This window comes from Cupriavidus phytohabitans (genome assembly GCF_000426345.1).
Lineage (GTDB): Bacteria > Pseudomonadota > Gammaproteobacteria > Burkholderiales > Burkholderiaceae > Cupriavidus.
On record NZ_AUFE01000036.1, the window covers coordinates 1 to 20874 of the forward strand.

The 20874-nt window shown below is 62.0% G+C and carries 23 protein-coding genes and 6 pseudogenes; 12 read left to right on the forward strand and 17 right to left on the reverse strand.

Annotated features, from left to right (window positions below; translation table 11 throughout):
• The 4 genes from K309_RS0122765 to K309_RS0122775 form a co-directional block, all read right to left on the reverse strand.
• Positions 1-269: transposase (locus tag K309_RS0122765; protein WP_198030843.1), on the reverse strand; the 269-nt coding region annotated here is incomplete at its 3' end.
• Positions 270-299: 30 nt separating this feature from the next.
• Positions 300-698: a YunG family protein gene (locus tag K309_RS44315; protein ID WP_084402499.1), complete on the reverse strand. Its 399-nt coding sequence runs from the start codon at positions 696-698 to the stop codon at positions 300-302.
• Positions 699-1100: 402 nt separating this feature from the next.
• Complete coding sequence (locus tag K309_RS0122770; RefSeq protein WP_232232456.1) at positions 1101-1940, reverse strand: bestrophin-like domain; 840 nt, start codon at positions 1938-1940, stop codon at positions 1101-1103.
• 390 nt (positions 1941-2330) lie between these two features.
• Positions 2331-2672, reverse strand: a complete 342-nt coding sequence (locus tag K309_RS0122775) for a winged helix-turn-helix transcriptional regulator (protein WP_018312229.1) — start codon at positions 2670-2672, stop codon at positions 2331-2333.
• Positions 2673-2766: 94 nt separating this feature from the next.
• Between K309_RS0122775 and K309_RS0122780 the strand changes: the two genes are divergently transcribed.
• Together K309_RS0122780 and K309_RS0122785 are read left to right on the forward strand one after the other, a co-directional pair.
• On the forward strand, positions 2767-3093 hold the full coding sequence (locus K309_RS0122780; protein WP_029048574.1) for a nuclear transport factor 2 family protein: 327 nt from the start codon (positions 2767-2769) through the stop codon (positions 3091-3093).
• Positions 3093-3872 (forward strand): SDR family oxidoreductase, encoded by a 780-nt coding sequence (locus K309_RS0122785; protein ID WP_029048575.1) that lies wholly within the window; start codon positions 3093-3095, stop codon positions 3870-3872. Before K309_RS0122780 ends, K309_RS0122785 begins: the two co-directional genes overlap by 1 nt.
• A 1077-nt stretch (positions 3873-4949) precedes the next feature.
• On the opposite strand, the gene K309_RS41845 is transcribed toward K309_RS0122785, so the two are convergent.
• The 3 genes from K309_RS41845 to K309_RS44035 all read right to left on the reverse strand — a co-directional run bounded on the left by K309_RS41845 (position 4950) and on the right by K309_RS44035 (position 5920).
• Positions 4950-5090, reverse strand: a complete 141-nt coding sequence (locus K309_RS41845; RefSeq protein ID WP_156914425.1) for a hypothetical protein — start codon at positions 5088-5090, stop codon at positions 4950-4952.
• A 138-nt stretch (positions 5091-5228) separates the two neighbouring features.
• Entirely contained in the window at positions 5229-5642 is a 414-nt protein-coding gene (locus K309_RS0122790) for a type II toxin-antitoxin system VapC family toxin (RefSeq protein WP_232232457.1), read from the reverse strand.
• A 5-nt stretch (positions 5643-5647) separates the two neighbouring features.
• Complete coding sequence (locus tag K309_RS44035) at positions 5648-5920, reverse strand: type II toxin-antitoxin system Phd/YefM family antitoxin (RefSeq protein WP_084402500.1); 273 nt, start codon at positions 5918-5920, stop codon at positions 5648-5650.
• A gap of 366 nt (positions 5921-6286) precedes the next feature.
• Here K309_RS44035 and K309_RS0122795 point away from each other — a divergent pair, with 366 nt between their 5' ends.
• Complete coding sequence (locus K309_RS0122795) at positions 6287-6589, forward strand: type II toxin-antitoxin system HigB family toxin (protein ID WP_029048577.1); 303 nt, start codon at positions 6287-6289, stop codon at positions 6587-6589.
• Positions 6589-6939, forward strand: a complete 351-nt coding sequence (locus tag K309_RS0122800) for a helix-turn-helix domain-containing protein (RefSeq protein WP_029048578.1) — start codon at positions 6589-6591, stop codon at positions 6937-6939. The genes K309_RS0122795 and K309_RS0122800 overlap by 1 nt, the downstream gene beginning before the upstream one ends.
• A gap of 438 nt (positions 6940-7377) precedes the next feature.
• Here the strand turns inward: K309_RS0122800 and K309_RS0122810 are convergent, their stop codons facing one another.
• On the reverse strand, positions 7378-7758 hold the full coding sequence (locus K309_RS0122810) for a nucleotidyltransferase family protein (RefSeq protein WP_029048579.1): 381 nt from the start codon (positions 7756-7758) through the stop codon (positions 7378-7380).
• Positions 7759-7787: 29 nt separating this feature from the next.
• Positions 7788-8035 (reverse strand): annotated as a pseudogene (locus K309_RS43045) (sterol desaturase family protein); the annotation flags it as partial.
• A 3-nt stretch (positions 8036-8038) separates the two neighbouring features.
• Here K309_RS43045 and K309_RS0122815 point away from each other — a divergent pair.
• The 3 genes and pseudogenes from K309_RS0122815 to K309_RS0122825 form a co-directional block, all read left to right on the forward strand.
• Positions 8039-8355, forward strand: a pseudogene (locus K309_RS0122815) (sterol desaturase family protein); the annotation flags it as partial.
• Between the two features lie 64 nt (positions 8356-8419).
• Positions 8420-8656 (forward strand): hypothetical protein, encoded by a 237-nt coding sequence (locus tag K309_RS0122820; RefSeq protein ID WP_029048581.1) that lies wholly within the window; start codon positions 8420-8422, stop codon positions 8654-8656.
• Positions 8653-9474, forward strand: a complete 822-nt coding sequence (locus K309_RS0122825; protein ID WP_029048582.1) for an EthD domain-containing protein — start codon at positions 8653-8655, stop codon at positions 9472-9474. Before K309_RS0122820 ends, K309_RS0122825 begins: the two co-directional genes overlap by 4 nt.
• Here the strand turns inward: K309_RS0122825 and K309_RS0122830 are convergent.
• The 4 genes from K309_RS0122830 to K309_RS0122845 all read right to left on the reverse strand — a co-directional run bounded on the left by K309_RS0122830 (position 9357) and on the right by K309_RS0122845 (position 13583).
• Positions 9357-10364, reverse strand: coding sequence for an FAD:protein FMN transferase (locus K309_RS0122830; RefSeq protein WP_029048583.1), 1008 nt, complete (start codon positions 10362-10364; stop codon positions 9357-9359). The two genes, K309_RS0122825 and K309_RS0122830, sit on opposite strands and share 118 nt — an antisense overlap.
• Entirely contained in the window at positions 10345-12552 is a 2208-nt protein-coding gene (locus K309_RS0122835) for a PepSY domain-containing protein (protein WP_029048584.1), read from the reverse strand. The genes K309_RS0122830 and K309_RS0122835 overlap by 20 nt, the downstream gene beginning before the upstream one ends.
• A gap of 25 nt (positions 12553-12577) precedes the next feature.
• Entirely contained in the window at positions 12578-13045 is a 468-nt protein-coding gene (locus tag K309_RS0122840) for a DUF2271 domain-containing protein (RefSeq protein WP_029048585.1), read from the reverse strand.
• A gap of 112 nt (positions 13046-13157) precedes the next feature.
• Positions 13158-13583, reverse strand: coding sequence for a PepSY domain-containing protein (locus K309_RS0122845; protein ID WP_156914429.1), 426 nt, complete (start codon positions 13581-13583; stop codon positions 13158-13160).
• A 134-nt stretch (positions 13584-13717) separates the two neighbouring features.
• On the opposite strand from K309_RS0122845, the gene K309_RS0122850 reads away from it, so the two are divergent.
• Positions 13718-14377 carry a response regulator gene (locus K309_RS0122850; RefSeq protein ID WP_029048587.1) on the forward strand — a complete coding sequence of 220 codons (660 nt, stop codon included), beginning with the start codon at positions 13718-13720 and terminating at the stop codon, positions 14375-14377.
• Positions 14378-14379: 2 nt separating this feature from the next.
• Positions 14380-15750: a sensor histidine kinase gene (locus K309_RS0122855; RefSeq protein WP_029048588.1), complete on the forward strand. Its 1371-nt coding sequence runs from the start codon at positions 14380-14382 to the stop codon at positions 15748-15750.
• 132 nt (positions 15751-15882) lie between these two features.
• Here K309_RS0122855 and K309_RS40160 read toward each other — a convergent pair.
• Positions 15883-16083: pseudogene (locus K309_RS40160) on the reverse strand (cation transporter dimerization domain-containing protein); the annotation flags it as partial.
• 24 nt (positions 16084-16107) lie between these two features.
• A pseudogene (locus K309_RS44320) lies at positions 16108-17159 on the reverse strand (DUF4158 domain-containing protein); the annotation flags it as partial.
• Between the two features lie 162 nt (positions 17160-17321).
• Between K309_RS44320 and K309_RS43815 the strand changes: the two are divergent.
• Positions 17322-17450 carry a hypothetical protein gene (locus K309_RS43815; protein WP_255360122.1) on the forward strand — a complete coding sequence of 43 codons (129 nt, stop codon included), beginning with the start codon at positions 17322-17324 and terminating at the stop codon, positions 17448-17450.
• 8 nt (positions 17451-17458) lie between these two features.
• Positions 17459-18064 (forward strand): annotated as a pseudogene (locus K309_RS40170) (IS91 family transposase); the annotation flags it as partial.
• Between the two features lie 457 nt (positions 18065-18521).
• On the opposite strand, the gene K309_RS0122885 reads toward K309_RS40170, so the two are convergent.
• Positions 18522-19391: a LysR family transcriptional regulator gene (locus K309_RS0122885; protein WP_029048592.1), complete on the reverse strand. Its 870-nt coding sequence runs from the start codon at positions 19389-19391 to the stop codon at positions 18522-18524.
• Positions 19392-19518: 127 nt separating this feature from the next.
• Here K309_RS0122885 and K309_RS0122890 point away from each other — a divergent pair, with 127 nt between their 5' ends.
• Positions 19519-20505, forward strand: a complete 987-nt coding sequence (locus K309_RS0122890) for a zinc-dependent alcohol dehydrogenase family protein (protein ID WP_029048593.1) — start codon at positions 19519-19521, stop codon at positions 20503-20505.
• Positions 20506-20592: 87 nt separating this feature from the next.
• On the opposite strand, the pseudogene K309_RS44040 reads toward K309_RS0122890, so the two are convergent.
• Positions 20593-20856 (reverse strand): annotated as a pseudogene (locus tag K309_RS44040) (LysR family transcriptional regulator); the annotation flags it as partial.
• Between the last annotated feature and the right edge of the window lie 18 nt (positions 20857-20874).

A 20874-nucleotide genomic window follows, 5' to 3' on the forward strand; every position in this document is an offset into this window, starting at 1 on the left:
CCCTTCCTGCGGCAGTATTCGGACAGCTCCGCTTCACTCAGGGATGCCGTCTCCAGCACCACCCGGAACTTGTCCGCGCTGGACCACTTATCGCTCTGTTTGCCGTTGCCTGGCACAACCCGTCCTTGCTCTCGCGCCTCGTTGCGCCAGGTGCGCAGGCTCACCGTCGTGACACCCGTCTCCCTGGCCAACTCCACAACCGATCGATTGATGGGCGGCATCATCTGCTCAACCACCCACTCCTTGTACTCCGCAGGATAGCGTTTCATTCTCCAATCGCTTCCGCCCTCCATTGTCCTTCATCGAAAGGCGGCGGGGCGACATCTATCCTGACATGGAGGGCCTCTCAGTCGCGACGATAGAAGCTCGTATTTTTTCTGCGAGGTATCCGCCAATGCCTCATCGCGAGTGGATGGAGTGTCGTCATAGGGCACCGGTTCAACGAACTGGCCCACTGTCAGATCCCACTTTTTTCCGTCGATCAGATTGTAGAAGTGCGTGCCACCCGACGTCCGTGTAGTGAGAATTTGACCACCAAAATAATCCTGCACAACGAGCAAGGTGACGCTGCAATGATTCTGAGCTGGATTCGATGGTGACCAGGCGTCCTTGGGACTTGACGTGTCACCAGCCCAGACGCGTGAAATTGCCCTGTACAGGTCGAGGGGTGTTGCAAAGGTTTTTGATACAGAAGTCATCTGAATTAGCTCTCTCTGTGAGCCGACGACTGATGGGACACCCAAACAAAAAGCCCCGTCGTTGCCGGCGGGGCTTCGAAGCGCATGTCGCTGCGAATTTCTAGCGTATGCACGTCCTCAGCAGCAGTCCCGAGTGGGAATGCCAATGATGGTGAGTTGCAGTGGCGAAGGACGTGAAAGCTTGCATAGGTAGAGAGTCTGCCTTCAGTTACTGAACCCGTCAACGAATGTTTTATGCCGCGATTGCTTCCCGCAATGGCCGCTTTCGGGCGCGGCGACTGGCAGGTTAGGGTCAGGTACGGTCCTTCGCCTCCAATGGCCGACAGACCGCTCATTGGCCCCTCCGGCTTCTTGGCACTGCCGGCTTCTTGGCACTGCCGGCTGCATGCTGCACCGGCCGGATCATCGCATTCCATTGCGGACGTCCTGCAACACCTCGTCGAAAGCGTCAACGCGGATTAGGCCCAGCCGCGGAAACTCCAGGTCGACGATGACATAGAGCGTAACCGTCAGCGAGGCCACGAAGAAAAGCGCATGCAACCAGTTTCGCGGACCGCTGCTGGCCATGCCATAGCCCGCGAACAAGGCCCCGATCCAGCAAAGCGCGAAAAGCATGCCGAAGATGACGCTGGGCGGATGTTCCTTCGTTGCGGCGAGCCGGGTCGATGCCGTATCGAACGCGGCATTAAGCGCTGGCAGCAGAAGCATGGTGGCCGCCGTACTGGTGGTTTGCTGGGACTCCGTTACGGATCTTGTCCAGAGGCGTTCACGCAGCCCGTCCGAACGGGCCAGGGCTGCATCGACGCGCTTTCGGTCAGGGACGGCTCGATAGGCGTCAAGCCGGGCATCCAGATACTGCCGGAATATCTCCTGCAGCTCACCACGCGCCGGTTGCGGCAGCAGATCCAGGCGCAGGTAAGCCGTGCCGATGTCGTTGGCTTCCTGGACGATCAGCGTACGCCGCATATCAAAGCGGCTTGCCGCCCCGGAAAAGGTGAAGGCGATCAATAGCCCAAGCAGTGCAAATATCGCGCTTGCAACCGCGCTGACGCCCGTTGTCTCCGGTTCGCGACCGGAGGCAACCTGCCATCGCCACAACAGCCGGCCGAACTCCAGCGCGATCAGGATACTTGTGAATACTCCGATCGCAAACACCAGTCCGCCGCCCCAACCGGCACCATAAAGTAGTGATGCCAAAATCGCCTCCAGTGCTTTGCCTGCGATGCGCGCCTTCCACCTCAAGGACGGTATGAAAAAGCTTCGCCACGGTATGTTCACTTCCGCACAGATGTTCGAAACACTGGCTGCCTTCGAAATGGGCAGACCAGACGGAAGTCTGCCTTGCTGCAGGCCGTTCCCGGCCAATTTCGGTCATTGATCGTGTCGTGTTCCACGACTCTTTTGACTCCATCAACAGACGCTCAAAGCGGTCGAAGGGCCGTTGGCCCGCGCAATAGCTATAGTGCGATAGCTCACGCAGCGCTCTTCCTTAGGCACACGGGTGTAGTTGGGCAGACTCGCATAGTCTGCCGTGTTCGAGAGATGAAGCCATTGTTGCGACCGCGGAGAGTCTGATCCGGCTTGGCTTGCTCGGCCAATCAACGGAGATTACCTAGGGCAATCTACTCGGCATCAGACAGCTTTTAGCAACTCGTTGCGCTGCTCCGCCCATTTGAGAAGAGCGTCCAGAGCGGGACAGAGTGCTTGTCCCCAATCAGTCAACCGGTATTCCACCTTGGGCGGCACCTGGGCATAGAGCTTTCTTGCCACGATCCCGTCCGCCTCCAACTGGCGTAGCTGCTGCGCGAGCATCTTTTGCGAAATACCAGGGATGAGCTTCTCCAGATCAGAGAAACGCTGCACCTTGCCATCGAAAAGGTGGAACAGGATGACCAGCTTCCAGCGCCCTTCCAGCAATTTAAGCACTGCTTCGACACCAACTGCGGCCGTGTCGGGGGTGTATTCCTTTCCCATAGGTAGGTAACTTACTTTTCCGTGCGTTCTTGTTCAATAGTAAGTTTATAGCGAAAATTCCGGTATCGACACTTTGCCATCAGAGGCTCCTTGCATGGACATTTCACTACCCGATGCGGTCTCCACTTTTTTTCAGGTGAGCAATGGTGCCGCGCCTTCATCGCTGCGGCGTGCTTTTTCCGAAAAGGCCGTTGTCCGCGATGAAGGCCAGACGTATCAGGGACACGAAGCAATCGAAACCTGGCTGGCGGAAGCGCAGCGCAAGTATGCCTATAGCGTAGAGCCGTTGACGTTCGTGCAAGACGACGCCCGCGTCACTATCGTGGCTCAATATGCTGGCAACTTCCCCGGAGGTCTCGCCGACCTGAAACATGTATTCCGGCTCACGGACCACAAGATTGAATTTCTAGAGATCCACTGATGACCACGAACCGCGAACTCACGGGCAAGCGTGTGCTGGTCACGGCTGGCACGAAGGGCGTTGGCCGCGCCGTCGTCGAACTGCTCGGCGAACTCGGCGCGCGCATCCTGACGACGGCTCGTGCCAAGCCGGACTTCATTCCCGACGCCATGTTCGTCGAAGCCGACCTCACTGCGCCGGAGGGTTGCGCCACCGTAGCACAGGCCATCGAAAACCGGCTGGGTGGCGTGGACGCCATCATCCATGTCCTGGGCGGATCGTCAGCCCCGGCAGGCGGTTTTGCCGCGCTGGATGAAACCGAATGGCAGAAAGAGCTGAACCTCAATCTGTTTCCGGCCGTACGACTGGATCGGGCGTTGTTGCCGAAGATGATTGAGCAACGTGCAGGCGTCATCATCCACGTCACGTCCATCCAGAATCGTTTGCCCTTGCCGGAATCGACCACGGCTTATGCTGCCGCCAAGGCAGCACTGTCCACGTACAGCAAGAGTCTGTCGAAGGAAATCACGCCTAAGGGCGTGCGCGTCGTGCGCGTGTCGCCGGGCTGGGTGGAAACCGAAGCGGCAGTTGCGCTGGCAGAACGGCTTGCCAGCCAGGCCGGTACGGATTACGAAGGCGGCAAGCAGATCATCATGGATGCGCTGGGTGGCATCCCGCTCGGGCGACCGTGCAAGCCGGCGGAAGTCGCCGACCTGATCGCCTTTTTGATCTCGCCGCGTGCGGCGGCGATCAGCGGGGCAGAGTACGTGATCGACGGTGGAACCATTCCCACCGCGTAAGACTGATCCATCTGGACACCGACACGATTCTGCAGTACTCATCGCCCGGGCACCCTATGCGTCCTGGTGTACCGCCGCTAGGTCGGGGCGTGCGCCCCGCGCCGCGGGAGCCGCTGCCATCCGGCTTTGACCCCTGACGGGCGAGTCGTAAGGCTGTCGGTTTCCATCGCCTTTTAAGGCGGTGATGGCGTCTATAAGAAGCGAATCCGATTGTTGCAAGCGATCGCTGCTGGTTCGTAGTCACGACGGTGCGACGTCGATTGTCTTTGTTCAGCATAGATTAGGCTCGCCTGTTCGGTCTGCCATCCTCAAGTGACCTTGCGAAGGCCATTCAAAAACTTCGGGGCGCATACTCACCGCACAAACCAATGCCGCGGGACGGTCTGTGCCATAGCATCGAGGGTTCACAACGCACTTTCGGGAGAAGGAAGGCTGTCGACAGGCGCCGAAAAATCTCCCTCACGTATCGCTTTCCGTTTTGTAGGCGTTCCAGTTATAGAGTGTCGAGTCAACCGGGATGTTCCAGTGCCTGATATGTGGTCGTCAAGGGACACTGGCAAGCTGGGTGCAATAGGCTGTTTAGGGTCGGCAAGAGACGGACTGCGGCCGAGACGCTTCCCTGCGCTCAGCCCAAAAAACCGAAGCGGCAGAACCACAGAGTCATGGCCTGGCGAGGAGGCGTTGGCGAATCTGCCAGGCCAGCACGTCTACCGACCGAGTCGCTGGGGCAAAACGAAAGCGACCTGGTGCGACCCACTCCCCAAGACGCATCCATCCGTCAGGGAATATGCAGACGTGCAGGTCTTGATTAATGACGACCACACCAGCGAGCCCTGGATGGGTAGTGACCCCGTGGCAAGCAATGCCGAGGCGCTTCAGATGACGTCGCACGGCACTTGCTCGCATGGCGGCTTACCCCGGTTATCTGGCCATTTTGGGGTCGACTCTAGGAACTCGTCAGTTCGCGTGCGCACCGAATGGACGAAGTGCCGGGGTACGAGGCGTCATGAGTTCCTATTGGCTCATTATTCTGCAGATGGCCGGTACCCATGGCTTGCATTTCAAAATACGCCAATCTCATTGCATCCAATTCAATTGCACCGCTCGGTAGTCCATCCCCTCTTTCGCGCGCGGCCGCGTGCTCGCGCCCGGCAAAAAGGCGCTGATCTGGCGTAATGTTAAATCGTTATGCTCTATAACAATGTCGTTGGTTTGCACAATTTTGTTCCTGATACTTCAAGTGGCGGTGCAAACCAGTTTCTGCAAAGCACCATGAAGTAAGCAGGCCGGCCGGTGGCGCTCGATTGCCTGGACGGGTGGAAAAACAAAATTATGCAAACCGACGCGTAGCGGCCCTCAGAGGCCAAACCAGCTCGTCAGCCGCAAACCAGCCAATTCCGCAAAATCCTTGGTATTACGCGTCACCAGGGTCAGCCCGTGCGCGATCGCAACCGATGCAATCTGCCCATCCACGAATGGCAATGTGAATCCAGCCCGCTCGCGCGACTGGCGGAGCTCTGCGTGGATCCGCGCCGCGGCACCGTCATAAGGCAATATGGGCAACGTGCCAACGACATCTTGCACAAAACGACCAACAGCGTCCTTGCGTTGGCCCTCTGGCATGCGCAACCAACCATAGCGGAGCTCATGCCAGACTGGGGCCGGAATGGCTAGCTCACCATCGTAGCGGGCCAAATTCTCCATTACCGCGACCTCAGGTCTCGGCCGCATGGCCTCTGAAATAATGTTGGTGTCCAGCAACCAACTCACGGCGCTCACCATGAGAATTCCCTTCCCCCATCGGGTTGACGTAATTGCTCAAAGGGATCGCCCTCATCTTCCTCTGCCGCATAGCTTTTGCGCCACTCCGCTAAGCGCGCAGAAAAGCCAGATGACGAGCCAACAAGCTGCCGATATTGCGACCAAGACATCAAGACCCCAGCCGCCTGTCCGCGTCTGGAGATCATTAGTGGCTCTTGCGCAACTTCTACGCCCCGGAGCGCATCAGCCAAGTGCGCTCTTGCCTCAGAGAATGGGATCGTTTGCATGGGATGGTGCTCCTTGCCAGAATGTACATTTCAATTGTACATGCAGCGCGAGCAGAAGTCCCTAATCAACGGCCGATCATGCCGGCGTTCCGAAGGGGCGATAGAGCACCGGCGATCCGGCAAGGCATAGAAAACCCAGATCGCATCAGCTTCCGTCTCCCTGACCGCGCTGAGTGCGGCTTCTTTTGCTCAGTTTCGGCAAGCACGCGATAGGGGAGGCGATTGCGTTTGTGTCTCTGCCCCTCCTAGTCATGTCATTTTGTTCCCGCCCTGCGACTCATCCAATCCTTTCAGTAAGCCCATCAGCGGAGATCGCAAACCTCCCAAAATGGGAGTACAATCCTCCCAAAATGGGAGAGCAAAAGGATGCGGATCATTGCGCGGCGGACGCTGCGAGAGTTTTGGGAGAGCGACCCCGCGTATTCAGATGCGATATCGCCCCTCACGGAGTGGTATCGCCACATGGAGAAAGTGACATATGCGACACCTCAGGATGTGAAGGCCGAACTACGGACAGCCAGCATTCTCAAGGGGGGTCGCGTCGTGTTCAATATCGCCGGGAACAAGTATCGCGTGATCCTGGCAATCGACTATGAACGCCAGATCGGGTGGGTCCGTTTTGTTGGCACCCATGCCCAATACGACAAAGTTGACGCGGAGAGCGTGTGATGGATATCAAGCCCATTCGTACCGAACAAGATTACGATTCCGCCATGGAGCGGATCGGCCAGCTATGGGGCGCGCCGTTTGGCTCGCCCGAAGGCGATGAACTGGAAGTCTTGTCGATCCTCGTGGAACGCTACGAGGAAGAGCATTACCCTATTCCGCCGTCCGATCCGGTCGAGGCCATCAAGTTTCGGTTGGATCAGCAGGGCCTCACCGCGCGCGATCTTGAACCGTTCATTGGCTCCAGTGGCCGCGTCTCTGAGGTACTGAACCGCAAGCGCAAACTCAGCCTGAGCATGGTCAAGCGCTTGCATGATGGCCTGCGCATCCCCTACGAAAGCCTGCTGTCGTAGGGGGCGCGAGCGCTAGGCAAACACCAGAGGAAGCTCCCCCCTGGTTGCCGGCTGAAATGAACCAACGCCACTGCCCAGCAGTGTCGTCGGCAATGTAGGCACTGGCGGTCAGCGCCGGCGTGAGGTTGCAGGTGCGCTGCGGCGGTGTACAGACGATCGTTACGCAACCCATTGAGAGCAAGTTTGGTGGGCCGGGTGGGATTCGAACCCACGGTGGGATAGTTCCGGCGGATTATGAGTCCGCTGCCTGCAACCAACACGGCGTCGAAGCGCGAGATCTTACCTTGAAATTCGCACAGTCGCCATTGCCGCTTTTCGATTTGTAGTGATCGATCGGGTCCTCCATCGGGTCTCCTGTCACGTGTGGCCGCAGGCACACCCGCAGATTTCGGCCAGATGAACGATTTTCACTTTCGCATCTGCCAACAACTGCCGAACTCAGAGGCCAAATCCGAGGCCGTCGCCGAGCTTGGCTGCCAGCGTCGACAAGTTCTGGCAGAACTTGCGCTTTTCCTCTGGCACCCCTGGTTGGGCGGCAATCCATCCCTTGAACAAGCAGAACGACTCTGAGGAGATCGTTGTCAGGCGCTCCATGACGCCCGTTTTGGTAATGACGATCGTGCTTACCCGACCGCCACGCAGGAGCTTGGCAATTCCATATGATATGGTTGCCCCGCTGTCATCCGCAATCGTGGTCGACAGCGTCGCTTCCGGCGTATTCCTTTGCACCGCGCCGGTGATATCGACAACGAATCCGACTTCGTTTCGCCCTCGCACGCAGGCCCTCATCTTGGGGGCGAGTATGAAGGTCGGGTCCACTGCCTGATCGCTCCACAGTTTGGCAACTGCTACACGGCAGCTCGACGGTCCAACAAGCGTTGCGCGATACGTCCAAAGGCGTGCCATTGCTGGGCGAGCAGGCCTCGCCCATACTCGCGGCCGGCGCCAACTGATCGCGGATGCCCGTTGGCTCAACGGCGGGATTCCAGGCCACGGTGCGAAACACGACGTCCCACCATGGGAACAGCACGACGAAGTTGCATCCGTCGCGTACGCCTTCATGCCCGTAGCCGACCGCATGGTGGCGGCGATGAAAGGCCTTATAGCCTTCGTCATCTACCTCGTTGTCCTCGACTTCGCGGGCTATTGGTTCCACCGTTGGCAGCATCGATTCGGGGTCTGGTGGGAGCTGCACGCCGTGCACCACAGTCAACAGCAGATGTCGCTCTGGTCCGACGATCGTAACTACTTGCTGGACGATGTGATCAAGGGCGTTTTCTTCGTGGCGTTGTCATCGGTGTGCAGCCGGCACAATTCGTGGTGCTCGTGGCGATCGGCAATTTCCTGCAGAGCCTTCAGCACGTCAATGCCCGGCTAAGGTTTGGTTGGCTGCTCGAGCGGATCATTGTGAGCCCCTGAGGCACTCGAGCAGGAGCTTCGCGGCACCGGCATTGGCGTATCCGTGCTTTGTCCTGGCCCAGTGAAGACCCCCATCGCCCAACGCTCGAGCCATGCCAGCGAATCGTTCAGGGCCACCGTTGCCGCTGGCACGGCGCCGGAGCTGGTGGCCAGCCAGACGCTGGCGGCGATTGAGGCCGGCGAGCTTTACATCTTCACGCCAACGCGCATGCGGCCGCGCCTGGAAGCGCGATTCGCACGGATTCTCGATGCACTGGAACGCGCGCCCGCCATCACAACCGGAGTGCCCCCGACATGATCCATCTTATCTTCCTCAGCGTGCGGCGTCCCGGCGTGGACCGTCAGGCGTACCTGCGCGACTGGCGCGGCGTGCATGCGCCGCTGGTGGCGGGCCTGCCCGGCGTGCGGCGCTACGTCCAGAGCACCGTCCGCGCCATTCCCGGCCAGGTTGGGCGCTTCGATACCGTGGACGAGATCTGGGTCGACGATGCCGCGGCAATGAATGCGCTCCTGCATAGTGCGGACTATGCCCGGTCGGCGCTGGCAGGCGCGGGCAACCTGGTCGACCCCAGGCATTGCGTGCGTCTGCAGACCACGGATCACGTCGTGCATGCCGGCCCATCGATCGCCAGGGACGAATCGCTGCCGAAGCGAATGACCTTCTTCAGGCGCAAGTCGAATCTCAGTCGGGAGGACATGCTGCGCTACTGGCGCGGCACGCATGGGCCGCTGGCCGCGTCGGTGCCGGGACTGCGCCGCTATGTGCAAAGTGCCATGCTGCCGTCCGCCTATGAGCAGGGTGAGCCGCGCTTCGACGGCGCGGCGCAGATCTGGAGCAGTGTGCTCGCCGCTCTTCCGGGAGTCAGTCAAGCCGGACGAAGCAAACTTTATCGATACCGACGCCGCCGTGACGCTGTCGATCGAAGAAGAGCATCGCATAGTGTGGCCGCGGGCGGCGTGAGCAACGCCGTGCTATACGCGCTGCTCCAAGCCCGCTGCTACCAGTTGTTGCCGTGGAACGGGGCGCTGCCCACATTGGCAAAGCAGCCGGTTCCGATCGTGCGCAGCGCATCGCCGTCGCGTACGACGAAGAGTGAGTCGAGGCGACGGCGCTGAGCATAATCTCGCCCCGCCTGCGCGCCGAGAACCAGCAAGGCAGTCGCGTAGGCGTCCGCGTCCACGCATGTCGGTGCAATGACCGTCACCGACGCAACGGAACTGCGCAGTGGTGCGCCGGTTCGGGGATCCATTGTGTGCGAGACACGCGCGCCGTCGATGTCAGCCCAGTGGCGGTAGTCGCCGGACGTCGCGATGGCAGCGTTGCTCAGTTCGATCACGGCCATTGCGGCATGCCGCTCATAATCCGGGGCCTCAAGCGCAATCGCCCACGGCGACCCGTCCGGCTTGCTTCCGCACGCGCGCATCTCCCCGTCGATGCCGACAAGCCATGAACCGATCCCGTGCTCGCTCAACACGCGCGCAAGTTCGTCGACGCCGAATCCCTTTGCAATGCCGCACAGATCCAGCGCAACGGGTCCCCGCCTGCGCACCCGGCACCGTTGCACGTCCACATCAATCAGTTCGCTCACAGACGGGCATGGGCTCGCCTGCGACGTGCCCACGCCTGGACGATGTGCACGCTGCTCGCCCGATGGCCCGAAACCCCACATACCGACAAGGTCGCCAACGCCGATGTTGAAGGCGTTGTGCGTATCGCTGCCAATCTCCAGCGCACGTGCGAGCAAAGCCGCGAGATTCCTGGACACCGGCACCCAGCAGTCCAGCTCGGCACGATTCAGCCGCGACAGGTCGGAGCTCTCCTTCCAGTTCGACATCTGCTCGTCAACCGCGCCAACCGCTGCAGCAAGCCGCGCCGCCAGTTCTTCTTCATCCGTCTTCGGCGACGCATGGAAGGCCGCCGTGTAGCGGGTTCCCATCGTCGCTCCGCTCACGCGCCAAAGCTTGCGTTGCGTGTCCCGCAACGCCTCAATAGACATCTTCGACATAGCGTCCCTGCGCTCTCAGTTGTGCGACGGACAAGCCGGTATCCGTCAAAACGCGTTCCCACGCCTGCGCGACACCCTCCGCCATCCTGCGGCCGCCGCATACCATGATTTGCGCGCCGTGCGTCACCAGGGTGCGCAGGCTCTGTGTATCGGCGACAAGGCGCTCCTGCACATAGCTCCGGCTTCCGGAACGTGAGAAGGCGGTCGTGAGTGCCGTCAGCCGCCGGTCGGCTACCAGGTGCCTGAGTTCGTCGCGGTACAGGAAACCATCGTCAGCATTGCGCGCACCAAAATACAGGTGCATCGGACGGCGGGCCGCGTTGTGCCGGATGAAGCCGATCAGCGGACCAATCCCGGTACCGGCCCCGATCAGGATCACAGGAGCGCTTCCGGCACCCGGCCGAAAGCACGCGTGCTGCCGCATGAATGCCTCAATCGTGTCGTCGGGCTGCAGGCCTGTGAGATACCCGGAGCACACGCCGTTCGGCTGACGCCGCACGCAGATCTCGACCAGGCCGTCCGCCGTCGCGCTCGCGAGCGAGTAGTACCGGGGCGAGGTGGCGCCCGGCGGCACGACGCCGAGCAGATCCCCGGTCTCAAACCGAGGCAGCCGCGGCCGTAGCAGAGTGGCCCAGGATCTTGCCCCCTCGGCAGGCATGAAGCGCAGCACCGAAGTCATGTCTTCTGTATCGGCACCATAGTCGTCACGTGAGACGAGCTTGAGCGGTATCGTGGGCGGCAGCAATGGCGTGTAGCGGATATCGAGCGACACGCCAAGTCTTTCGGCGAGCCCCGAGCACCACTGCCGGAATTCGGGCTCAGATTGCCGGTCAACCGTGGCCGGATCGGCCAGTGCTTCCAGCCCCCTGGCGGCCAGAGCGTCATGAACCGTTCGCGCATAGCCGCAAAAATGAGGAAACTGGCGGTCGCCGAATCCCAGGACCCCGAACGCTACCCCGCCAGGGATCGTCAGGTGCTCGAGCTTCTGCAGGAATCGTACAGCGCTCTCCGGTGCATCGCCGTCGCCGTAGGTCGCAGTCAGGAGCAGCAGATACCGCAGGCTGCGGCCGGCTGCAAGATCGTTCATCGGCGCAACATGCACGCGAAGGCCAGCCCGGGTCAGCGCTGCATGCAGCGCCGAAGCAAAGCCCCACGTGCTATTGCCCTCGGTGCCCACCAGCAACACAGTATCCGCGTCGCGTGCCGGCACGTTGCCGACGAGCTTCGGCATGGCCCGTCGACGACGCAGCCACAGCAGCAGGCCGGTTGCCGCCAGCAACGGGACCGACGCCGACGATGCGCCGAGGATCAGGCCGAGCCACCATAGTCCCTCGCCTGTGTGCAGCATGCCGACAACCCCGTGCACACGTTGCCAGGCGTCGGCCGGCTGAAAGGCAAGCCATCTGCCTGACGATGGATCGACATAGCCGACGCCATCCGTCGTATTCACTTCGATGATGCTGCTCGGGTCGGCCGCGTTGGCAAACGTCAACTGGCGCAGCCTGGAGACATCTATTGCCAGTGCGGGCATCTGGCGCAGTGGCATCGGGGGCGTGGCAATTGCCGAAACGCTGAGGACAGGCTCCTGCGTGCCACCTTCCGGTATCACGCCGAACGTCGTCAACGACATGACGACCCCGGTCATCGCCGACAGTGTGAGGCCGGCAAGCGCGGCTCGTGCAGTTTCGTTATGCAGCCGCTGCAATCCGTCGCCCCGGACCGGGGCCAGGATATGCTTCCACCCGCCCATCCGGCGCGCGAGCAATACAAGCCCGGACAACGCCGCGAACAGCATGGAGGCAGCAGTCGCACCTGTTGCGAGCCGGCCAGCGTCACCGAGAAAGAGCTTGCGGTGCAGGTTCTTCAACCAACGCTCGACAGGCGACGGGCGATAATCGCCAACGGCCTTGCCGGTAGCGGGATCAATGATCGATGCACGCTGTTCGCCGCCGACCTGGTAGTACGCGATGATCGCCGCTGACGGCCGGCGGATGAGTGTTTCGACGTCGGGCACCGCGGCGCTCACCCGGCTGGCGAGCGTTGCGACGCTCAGCGGAGCTTGGCCCGGATGGACGGCACTTGCGTGCTCAAGTGCCGGATTCACCGACAGCGCCGCGCCTGTCAGAGCGACGATCGTCATCAGCAATGCGGCGACGAGACCGGGGATGGAATGGAGCTTGCGTAACATCGGGCACCTCCTCGCCTGCCCCTGGCTACAGTGAATAGCGGAACGACTTCACATAGCCGCTCCCCTTGACCGTCTTGTTCGCGCCCGAGGTAGTCAGCGGCACGACGACTTCGGACGGGTACTCCTTCATGTCCTCGACCGCCGTGTCGATGTGGACCTCATATCCGGCGTCGATCAGCGTGTCGGACAGATCCAGCGTCGCACGCAGCGTCTTGCCGGCGCCGACGCTGGCGCCCGTAATGCCGTCTACTTTTGCGGTGCCGCCCGTTGCGCGATACCAGTCGCGCAGGTGCCGGTAGTACTTGGCTTTGCGCCCTGCGACCCACAGCGTGCCCTGGTACCGTCCGGCGCGATCGGTGACATACATGGCAACGTAAGCGCCATCTCCCCCATAGCTCGACAGTTGCGTTTCGAACGAGACCTGACGCGCGGATGCCAGTGAAGGCGCGGCAAGCGCGCCGGCAAGCACAGCAATCGGGAATGCGTGTTTCATCTGGATTCTCCTGATTTGGGCAAAAGGGGGGCATCGCACCCATCGCATTGGCCTGCCGCTGCTTCAGCAGGGCCAACGCCGATGAGGTACGCGGTGCGTCGGCAATAAGGGGTCAGCGGATCTGGACCTGGGGCTTCGCGCCTGGCTTCAGCAAGCCTTCGGGGGCTGCGTCAGCCGGTGGCTTGCCAGTATTCGCGTCCGGCAGGCGTCCGCGTGCTCCGCCGTGGTCGTCGTCTTCACGCTTCATGCGGACGACGTCAAGGGTAGCGGGATCAAGTTTTGCCTTGAAACGCCGGCCATCGGCATCATGCCCCTTGACCTCGTAGCAACCGTCGTCGATCCTGAGCCTGTCGATCTGCCAGCCCTTTTGCTGCGCCATCGCCCGGACAGCGTCACGCGGCTTCCAGGCGTTCACCGGCGCCTCGCAATCGTCGCTATCGTGCGCCTGTGCGGGATGGTGGATGCCGACAGCACTGACAAGTGCAAACATCGTGAGCACCAGGCTTCTGGCTATTCCCAGGTGTTTCATGACTAACATCTCCCGTTCGCATCCTTGGACTCCACAATGCACCTGAAACCTGAAGCCAAACTTGCGAACACAAAAAATTTTCTTCATGTTCGCGACAGGTTCGCGTGGCAAAGTCACGCGAGACACCTATCAGGAAGATCTTAATGAGAGTCCTTCTCATCGAGGATGAGCCCTGGCTCGGGGAGGCCGTTCGCGACCAGATCGAGAAAGACGGACATCCGACCGACTTCGTGGCCAATCTCGCCGAGGCGCGCCGACACCTTGCGGTCGCCAACTACGACCTGATCCTGCTCGATCTACTCCTTCCCGACGGTCGGGGGCTCGACTTCCTGCGAGAGCTTCGCGCGGGTGGTTCGACCGTGCCCGTCATCATCCTGACAGCGCTCGATCAGGTTTCGAACCGCATCGCCGGCCTGAACGCCGGCGCGGATGACTATCTCGTCAAGCCGTTCGACCTGTCCGAGCTTTCCGCACGGGTGAACGCGGTGTCGCGCCGGTATTCGGGGAATCCGAATCCCCTGGTCAAGCTTGGTGAACTGCGTATCGATACGGCGGGGCGCAGCGTGATGCGCGGTACCGCGCGCATCGACCTGACGGCCAGTGAATGGGCGCTCCTCGAAGCGCTGATCCAGCATCCGGGGATGATCGTATCAAGGAGCCGGCTGGAGGATCGCCTTTATTCCTTCAGCGAAGAAATTGGCAGCAACACCATCGAGGTACATATGAGCCGGCTGCGCAAGAAGCTGGGTGCCGATGTCATCGAGACCTTGCGGGGGCTCGGCTATCGGCTGAAGCAGGACTGATCATGCTGCGCAGCCTGCAAGGTCGACTCGCGGCAGCACTGGTTGCAGGGCTTGCTGTGCTGTCGCTCGCGGCCGTGGCCGCTTCATTCCATGTGCTGCGCCACGAAGTCGATCAGATGTCGGACAGTGCGATGCAGGAGACCGCGCAGCGCCTGTTGCCGCTCGCCATCATGGATATCGTCGGGCGCGATGCGGATGCCGATGACGATGGCAGCCGCCGTATCGCAGCCGTTCGCCCGCACGACGAATTGCTGACCTACGCGGTTCGCGATGACAGGGGCAGACTTCTGCTGCGATCGCACGATGCCGATATGGCCATCTTCCCGCCTGACCTGAAAGCGGGCTTCACTTCGACGGCGTCGCACCGGATTTACGCCGAGCCGGGCTTGCAGGGTACGATCTCCCTGATGATCGCCGAGCCGCTCGCCACGCGCCGGCATGCCGTGACTGAAGCCGCGCTCGCGGTCGCAAGGGTCCTCATCCTGTTTCTGCCGGTGGGCCTGTGTGGCATCTGGCTGATTGTGCGCACCGGGCTACGGCCAATCCGGCGCTTCTGCGGCAGCATCGCTGCACGTGGGCAGAACGACCTGACACCGCTCGAAAAGAAGGAACTGCCGACAGAGGTCGCTCCGATCGCCGATGCGGTCAATGACCTGATGGCTCGCCTGGACCGCGCGCTGGCCGCGGAGCGTAGTTTCACTGCCAATAGCGCGCACGAGTTGCGCACACCGATAGCCGCAGCCCTTGCGCAGACGCAGCGCCTCATGGCCGAAATGCCTTCCGACGCCATGCGGGAACGCGTGCGGAATGTCGAGGGGGCCCTGCACACCCTGTCGCGGGTCAGCGAACGGCTCATGCAACTCGCGAAGGCGGAAAATGGGCGCGTGCTCGGAGACGTGCCGCAGGATCTGCGCCCGGTACTGGAGCTTGTCGTCGAGGATTTTCGGCGCGTTGCCTCCGCGCAGCCGATGCATCTCGACCTGCCCGACCAGCCCGTGCTGTCGTGGATCGATCCCGACGCATTCGCCATAATCGTGCGCAATCTGATCGAAAATGCGCTCAAGCACGGCGCGCCCGGGAAACCGGTGGGAATTGTGCTGTCGGTCACCGGTACGCTCAGTGTGCGGAATCACGGACCGGTGCTGCCGGACGATGAACTCGAGCGCCTGACGAAACCGTTCGAGCGTGGCGCGACCACAGCCAAAGGCAGCGGGCTTGGTCTGGCGATCGTCGAAGCGATTGTCCGCGGCGCGGGTTCGGTCCTTACGCTGCGCTCACCGGTTCCGGGCTGGCTGGACGGCCTGCAGGTGACCATCGATGGTTTGCCACTTGTGTCCGCGAGGCCGATGCGCGAGAAAGCCGGTCCAGCGTAATCAGGTGGGATGGCGTGGCGCGGAACAACCCGGATTCAACTGACCGATACCTGGATCGATGCCGCACGCTGGAAGCTACGCAACGGATTGCTCAGCAAGCACGAGCAGCCAATAATCCGCATTCCAATCACTTCATGCCACATCGACCGGATCGACGTGCGTCATGACGTTGAGAACATCTTTGCGGTTCATTGCACGTCGCCTCGCCTCGAGCGCGATCTCATGCCCCTCCTTGACGCTCGCTGCCGCATTGACGTCAAGATGGACGTCCACCAGGACCATGTCACCCATCTTCCGGGTCCGCGCATCGTGCGCACCTGGGGTCATGCCGGGATAAAGCCGGAAATGACACTTAACGACGAAGCCCTGCGCATCGGGCGCGAGACCGATCCGATCGCAATAGTCCTGGAGCAACGCCTGACATTCCCCCCAAGGCATCAATTGCTGACGAAGGTCGGAGAAATTGCCCGATCCTTCGATGCAGACGTCGCCGCAGCGCAGGTCGCCGGCGAGATGGGAAAACACACATACCTCCAGGTAGCGCCGATTCGTCGGGTTGCCCAAGGTGGGCCGAACGGCGCACCAGCTTTCGCCAGCGCTCGGAGGCGAACGACAGGTCCACCTCGTCGGCGAGCCATTCGGTCTTGCGGTGTTCGTTCTGCAGCACGACGTCCAACGCCTTGAGCAGTCGGCGGTCTTCGGTCACCGCGACAGAGCGCAATTCCTCGCCATCTGGAATATCGCCGCACGCCATGACTTGAAAGGCTTCCACAGCAATGGCAAATGATTCCCGTCGCTCCAGACCCGGATCGCTTCGCAATCGGCCTGCAGCTTGTCCAGATCGCCGTGCGGCGCCAGCAGCTCGCGCACGCGTTTCCCGGTATGGGCGTCGTCCAGGCCTTCGGCCACAATGCCGATGACTAGTTCGAGCGCGGCAACCAGCTCTTCGCTCAATTCGCGCTGGCGCGCCTGGATGAGAGTGAGTTCTTCCATTCGAGCCACTTCAACTGGTCCAGCACCAGGTCGAGGTGTTTGCGCGTCGCCTTTTTTGCGGATCGCTTGATCTGCTGATAGAGCGAGCGCCGCGCCGGCAACTCGGTTTCCAGCAGTTGATCAAGCCATTGGCGCTGGTCGGCGGACAGGCGCTGCTCGATGTGGCGATGGAGCGCGGCTTCGGCCACGGCATGGGCCTGTTCCGCGATCTCATCGAGCGTCCGGAAGGCGGGCAGCTCGTAGCCCAGCCGAACCAGTTCATCTATCGTGATGTTGAGGATGTCCACGCGCGTGTCCACCACGCCGGCGGCTTCCCCGGCAAGTCGGATCGCGACGAGGCGCGTCTGGGCATCGGTGTACGGCTTGATGCCCAGCAAGGTGCGGATCACCTTGTGATGCCGATAGAGCGCGTTGTACTAACCCGCTGACGCGGGAGTGGGAGGTGAGCGAGCGCCCATGGCTGGCGTTCACCGGCAGTGGTGAGCTGACGCAGGATTCCAACGAGGGGACGCAGATACCTCCAGGAGCAGTATGTGGATGCCCGACCGGGCTCCACCACTGCTTCCAGGAGGTTAGTCATGACGCCGCTGCGCCAACGCATGTTGAACGACATGGAGATCCGTAATCTCGCCGAGAACACACAGAAGTCCTATCTGACGCATCCTGAACCCATCCCATCTCCGCCCACTGCGCCCGAGTACTTCTGAAGCCCGCGATGCGCCCGGCGCTCGAGGTGGCGGACATCCTTCGCCGCTGCGGACCGCAGTACCGGCAGACCCATGCCGACGGACTCACCCGTGTCCAGCGGCGTGTGATGAGCGCCATCGAGCTGTGTCGTACCGCCGCGCTCGGCGGACATGTCGAGCAGTGCGATGCGTGTGGCCATCAGCGCATCGCTTACGACTCCTGTCGCAACAGGCATTGCCCAAAGTGCCAGTCGCTCGCCCGCGCGCAATGGCTCGAACGCCGGCATGCGGAGCTCCTCCCCTCGACCGAGTATTTCCATGTCGTCTTCACGCTTCCCGAATCCATCGCCGCGCTCGCGTTCCAGAACAAGAGGACGCTCTACGATCTGCTGTTTCGCGCCAGCGCCGAAACGCTGCGCACGATCGCGGCCGATCCGAAGCACCTGGGCGCCGAGATCGGCTTCCTCACGATCCTGCATACGTGGGGACAGAATCTGCAGCATCACCCTCATGTGCATTGCGTGGTGCCGGGCGGCGGCCTCTCCCCGGACGGCGAGCGCTGGATCGCCTGCCGTCCCGGCTTCTTCCTGCCCGTGCGGGTCCTCTCGCGCCTCTTCCGGCGACTCTTTCTCGAACCGCGTGGCCATCTCCAACAACCGGCTGCTCGCCTTCGACGGACACGCCGTGCAGTTCCGCTGGAAGGACTACCCGCATGAGCCCACCGATCGCTCGAGATCCGGTTGCGGCTGCACGTCTTGGACATCAAAAATAACCGCGGTGGTCATTCAACGCCCATAGCCGTCACCGCCTGCGGAGCGGCTTAGCACAAATGGTTTTTTAGTTACCGATCGCGGGCTGATCGCGATCGGCTCCGTTATGCCGCCGCGGCCGCGATCGCTAACCAAAAAATCCTCTCCTATATTTGAAGCTTAAGATATTTACGAATTGCGGCCAACCCTCGGTTACGCCTCGCAGGCTGCGTTCGGGCGCGTCTTCACCGGACGCTTCGGCGTGGGGCCAGGCGCGTATCGGCGCCAGCAGCGAGCATTGCGAACCACGATGCGCCGTGCCGTCTGACGAAGCGCGGCGCACCTATCGCTCTCCCAGGCACGCCACCGTCAGGTCCACTAACGCCCGCAGGCGTGCCAGCCGGCGCAGGTCACGGTGAAGGCCAAACCAGACATCGCGCCCCGGCGGGGCTTCGCCCAGATCGATGCGCCGCAGGTCTGGCGTGGCATCGCCCAGCGCACACGGCAGCACTGCGAAGCCACCGCCTTCGGCGCACATGCGCGCCTGCACGCCACGGTTGTTACTGCGATAAACGATGCGTGCCCTGGGCAGCATTCGCCCGACCCATGCCACGTCGGGCAGCGTGCCGAAGGCAGTGTCCATGCTGATGAGCGCTACACCCTCGCCATCGCTGGCGCGAGGCGCCACGAGATCCCGGTGCCCGTACAGCGCGTAGTTCATGTGCATCAGCTTGCGCTGGATGATGTCGGGCTCCTCGAACGGCATGATGCGAAATGCCAGGTCGGCTTCGCGGCGCGCCAGACTGTATTGGCGGGAATCCGTCACCAGCTCCAGCGACACATCCGGATGCTGCCTGAGGAAACGGGCAAAGACTGGGGTCAGCACATGCATGCCAAACCAGTCGGACGACGTGACACGCAACGAGCCTGTCAGCGCGTTGCCCTGTCCGGCCAGCGTTCGGGAGAGGCCCAGTGCTTCCTCCTCCATGCGCTCGGCGTAGACCAGGACGGCGCTGCCTTCGTCGGTCAGCACCAAGCCGTCGCTGGTGCGGTGGAACAAGGCCTGCCCGACCGCTTCCTCCAGCGCCCTCAGGCGCCGGCCCATGGTCGGTTGTGTCTGGCCGATCACTCGGGCCGCGCCGCCGAGCGTCCCGGCCCGTGCGATGGCGAGGAAGATGCGCACATCGCTCCATTCGAGTCCAGGGTCATGCATTTATGACTAGCCACCATTCAGGATTATTAATTTCCATGCGATTGCGCATGAACCATCATGAGTCCAACGACACGCGGAATGCAAGATTGCCGGGCGTGACGACCGAAAGGAAACACAGGAGATGACGATGTCCATGCAGGCCCTGGTGCTGAACCACTACAACGGCCCCCTCGAACCAACCACACTGCCCCGGCCCACCCCTGGCCCTGGGCAGGTACTTGTACGCATCGCTGCGAGCGGCCTCAATCCGCTCGACACCAAGATCCGGGCGGGCGCCGCCGCGCATGCGCGGCATCCGCTACCACTCGTGCTTGGCATTGACATGGCCGGCACGGTGGAAGCAGTCGGGGCAGGCGTTACCGCTTTTCACCCTGGCGATGAAGTCTACGGCATGACCGGCGGCGTGGGCGGCCTGCAGGGTTCGCTCGCGCAGTACGCCGCCGTCGACGCCAACCTGCTGGCCCGCAAGCCGTCGAATCTGTCGATGCGCGAGGCCGCTGCCCTGCCGCTGGCTTTCATCACGGCCTATGCCGGTATCGTCGATCGGGCGCATCTGCGGACCGGCCAGACCGTGCTCGTGCAAGGCGGCGCTGGCGGCGTGGGCCATATCGCGGTGCAACTGGCACGCGCGCTGGGCGCCACAGTGTTTGCCACGGCCAGTGAGAAGGATCTTGACCTGGTGGGCGAGCTCGGCGCAACGCCCATTGACTACCGCGCGCAGCCCGTCGAGGCGTACGTCGCCGCGCACACGCAGGGTGAAGGCTTCGAGCTGGTCTTTGACACTGTCGGCGGCCCGACGCTGGATGCCTCGTTCACTGCGGTGAAGCACTTCGGCCACGTGGTGAGCGCGCTCGGCTGGGGAACGCATGCGCTGGCCCCGCTGTCATTCCGCGAAGCCACCTACTCCGGCGTGTTCACACTGTATCCGCTGCTCACCGGCAAGCTGCGCGCCCATCATGGCGAGATGATGAGCGAGGCCACGCGGCTGGTGGAAAGCGGGCTGTTGCGGCCGGTGGTCGATCCGCGCCGCTTCACGCTGGCGCAGGCGGAGCAGGCATACGAACTCGTCACCGCCGGCACCGCGCGCGCCAAGGTGGTCGTCGAGATCGCGTGATGGCTGGGGCAGGACTACGCGGCCGATGACATCCGCAAGGAAGGCCGCGACGCGCCGAATGCGCGGAATGCGGCGCACATACTGATGCGAACCCCGCCACACGTTGCGCCGCACACGCACCTCTGTGGGCAGTATGCGCCGCAGGCCAAACCACTCCGCCCGCGCGAACGCCGGCAGCATGCCGATACCGGCACCCACCGCAGCCGCGAACATCTGCGACAGCATGCTGGTGGAGTGGAACACGATGGTCGGGTTGGCCATGACATCGTCGAGCCAGCGCACCGCATCGAGGCGAATCAGGTCGGGGACATAGCCGACGAAACGATGCGCCGCCAGGACGGCGATGCTCAGGGTTCGCCATGCTCGGCC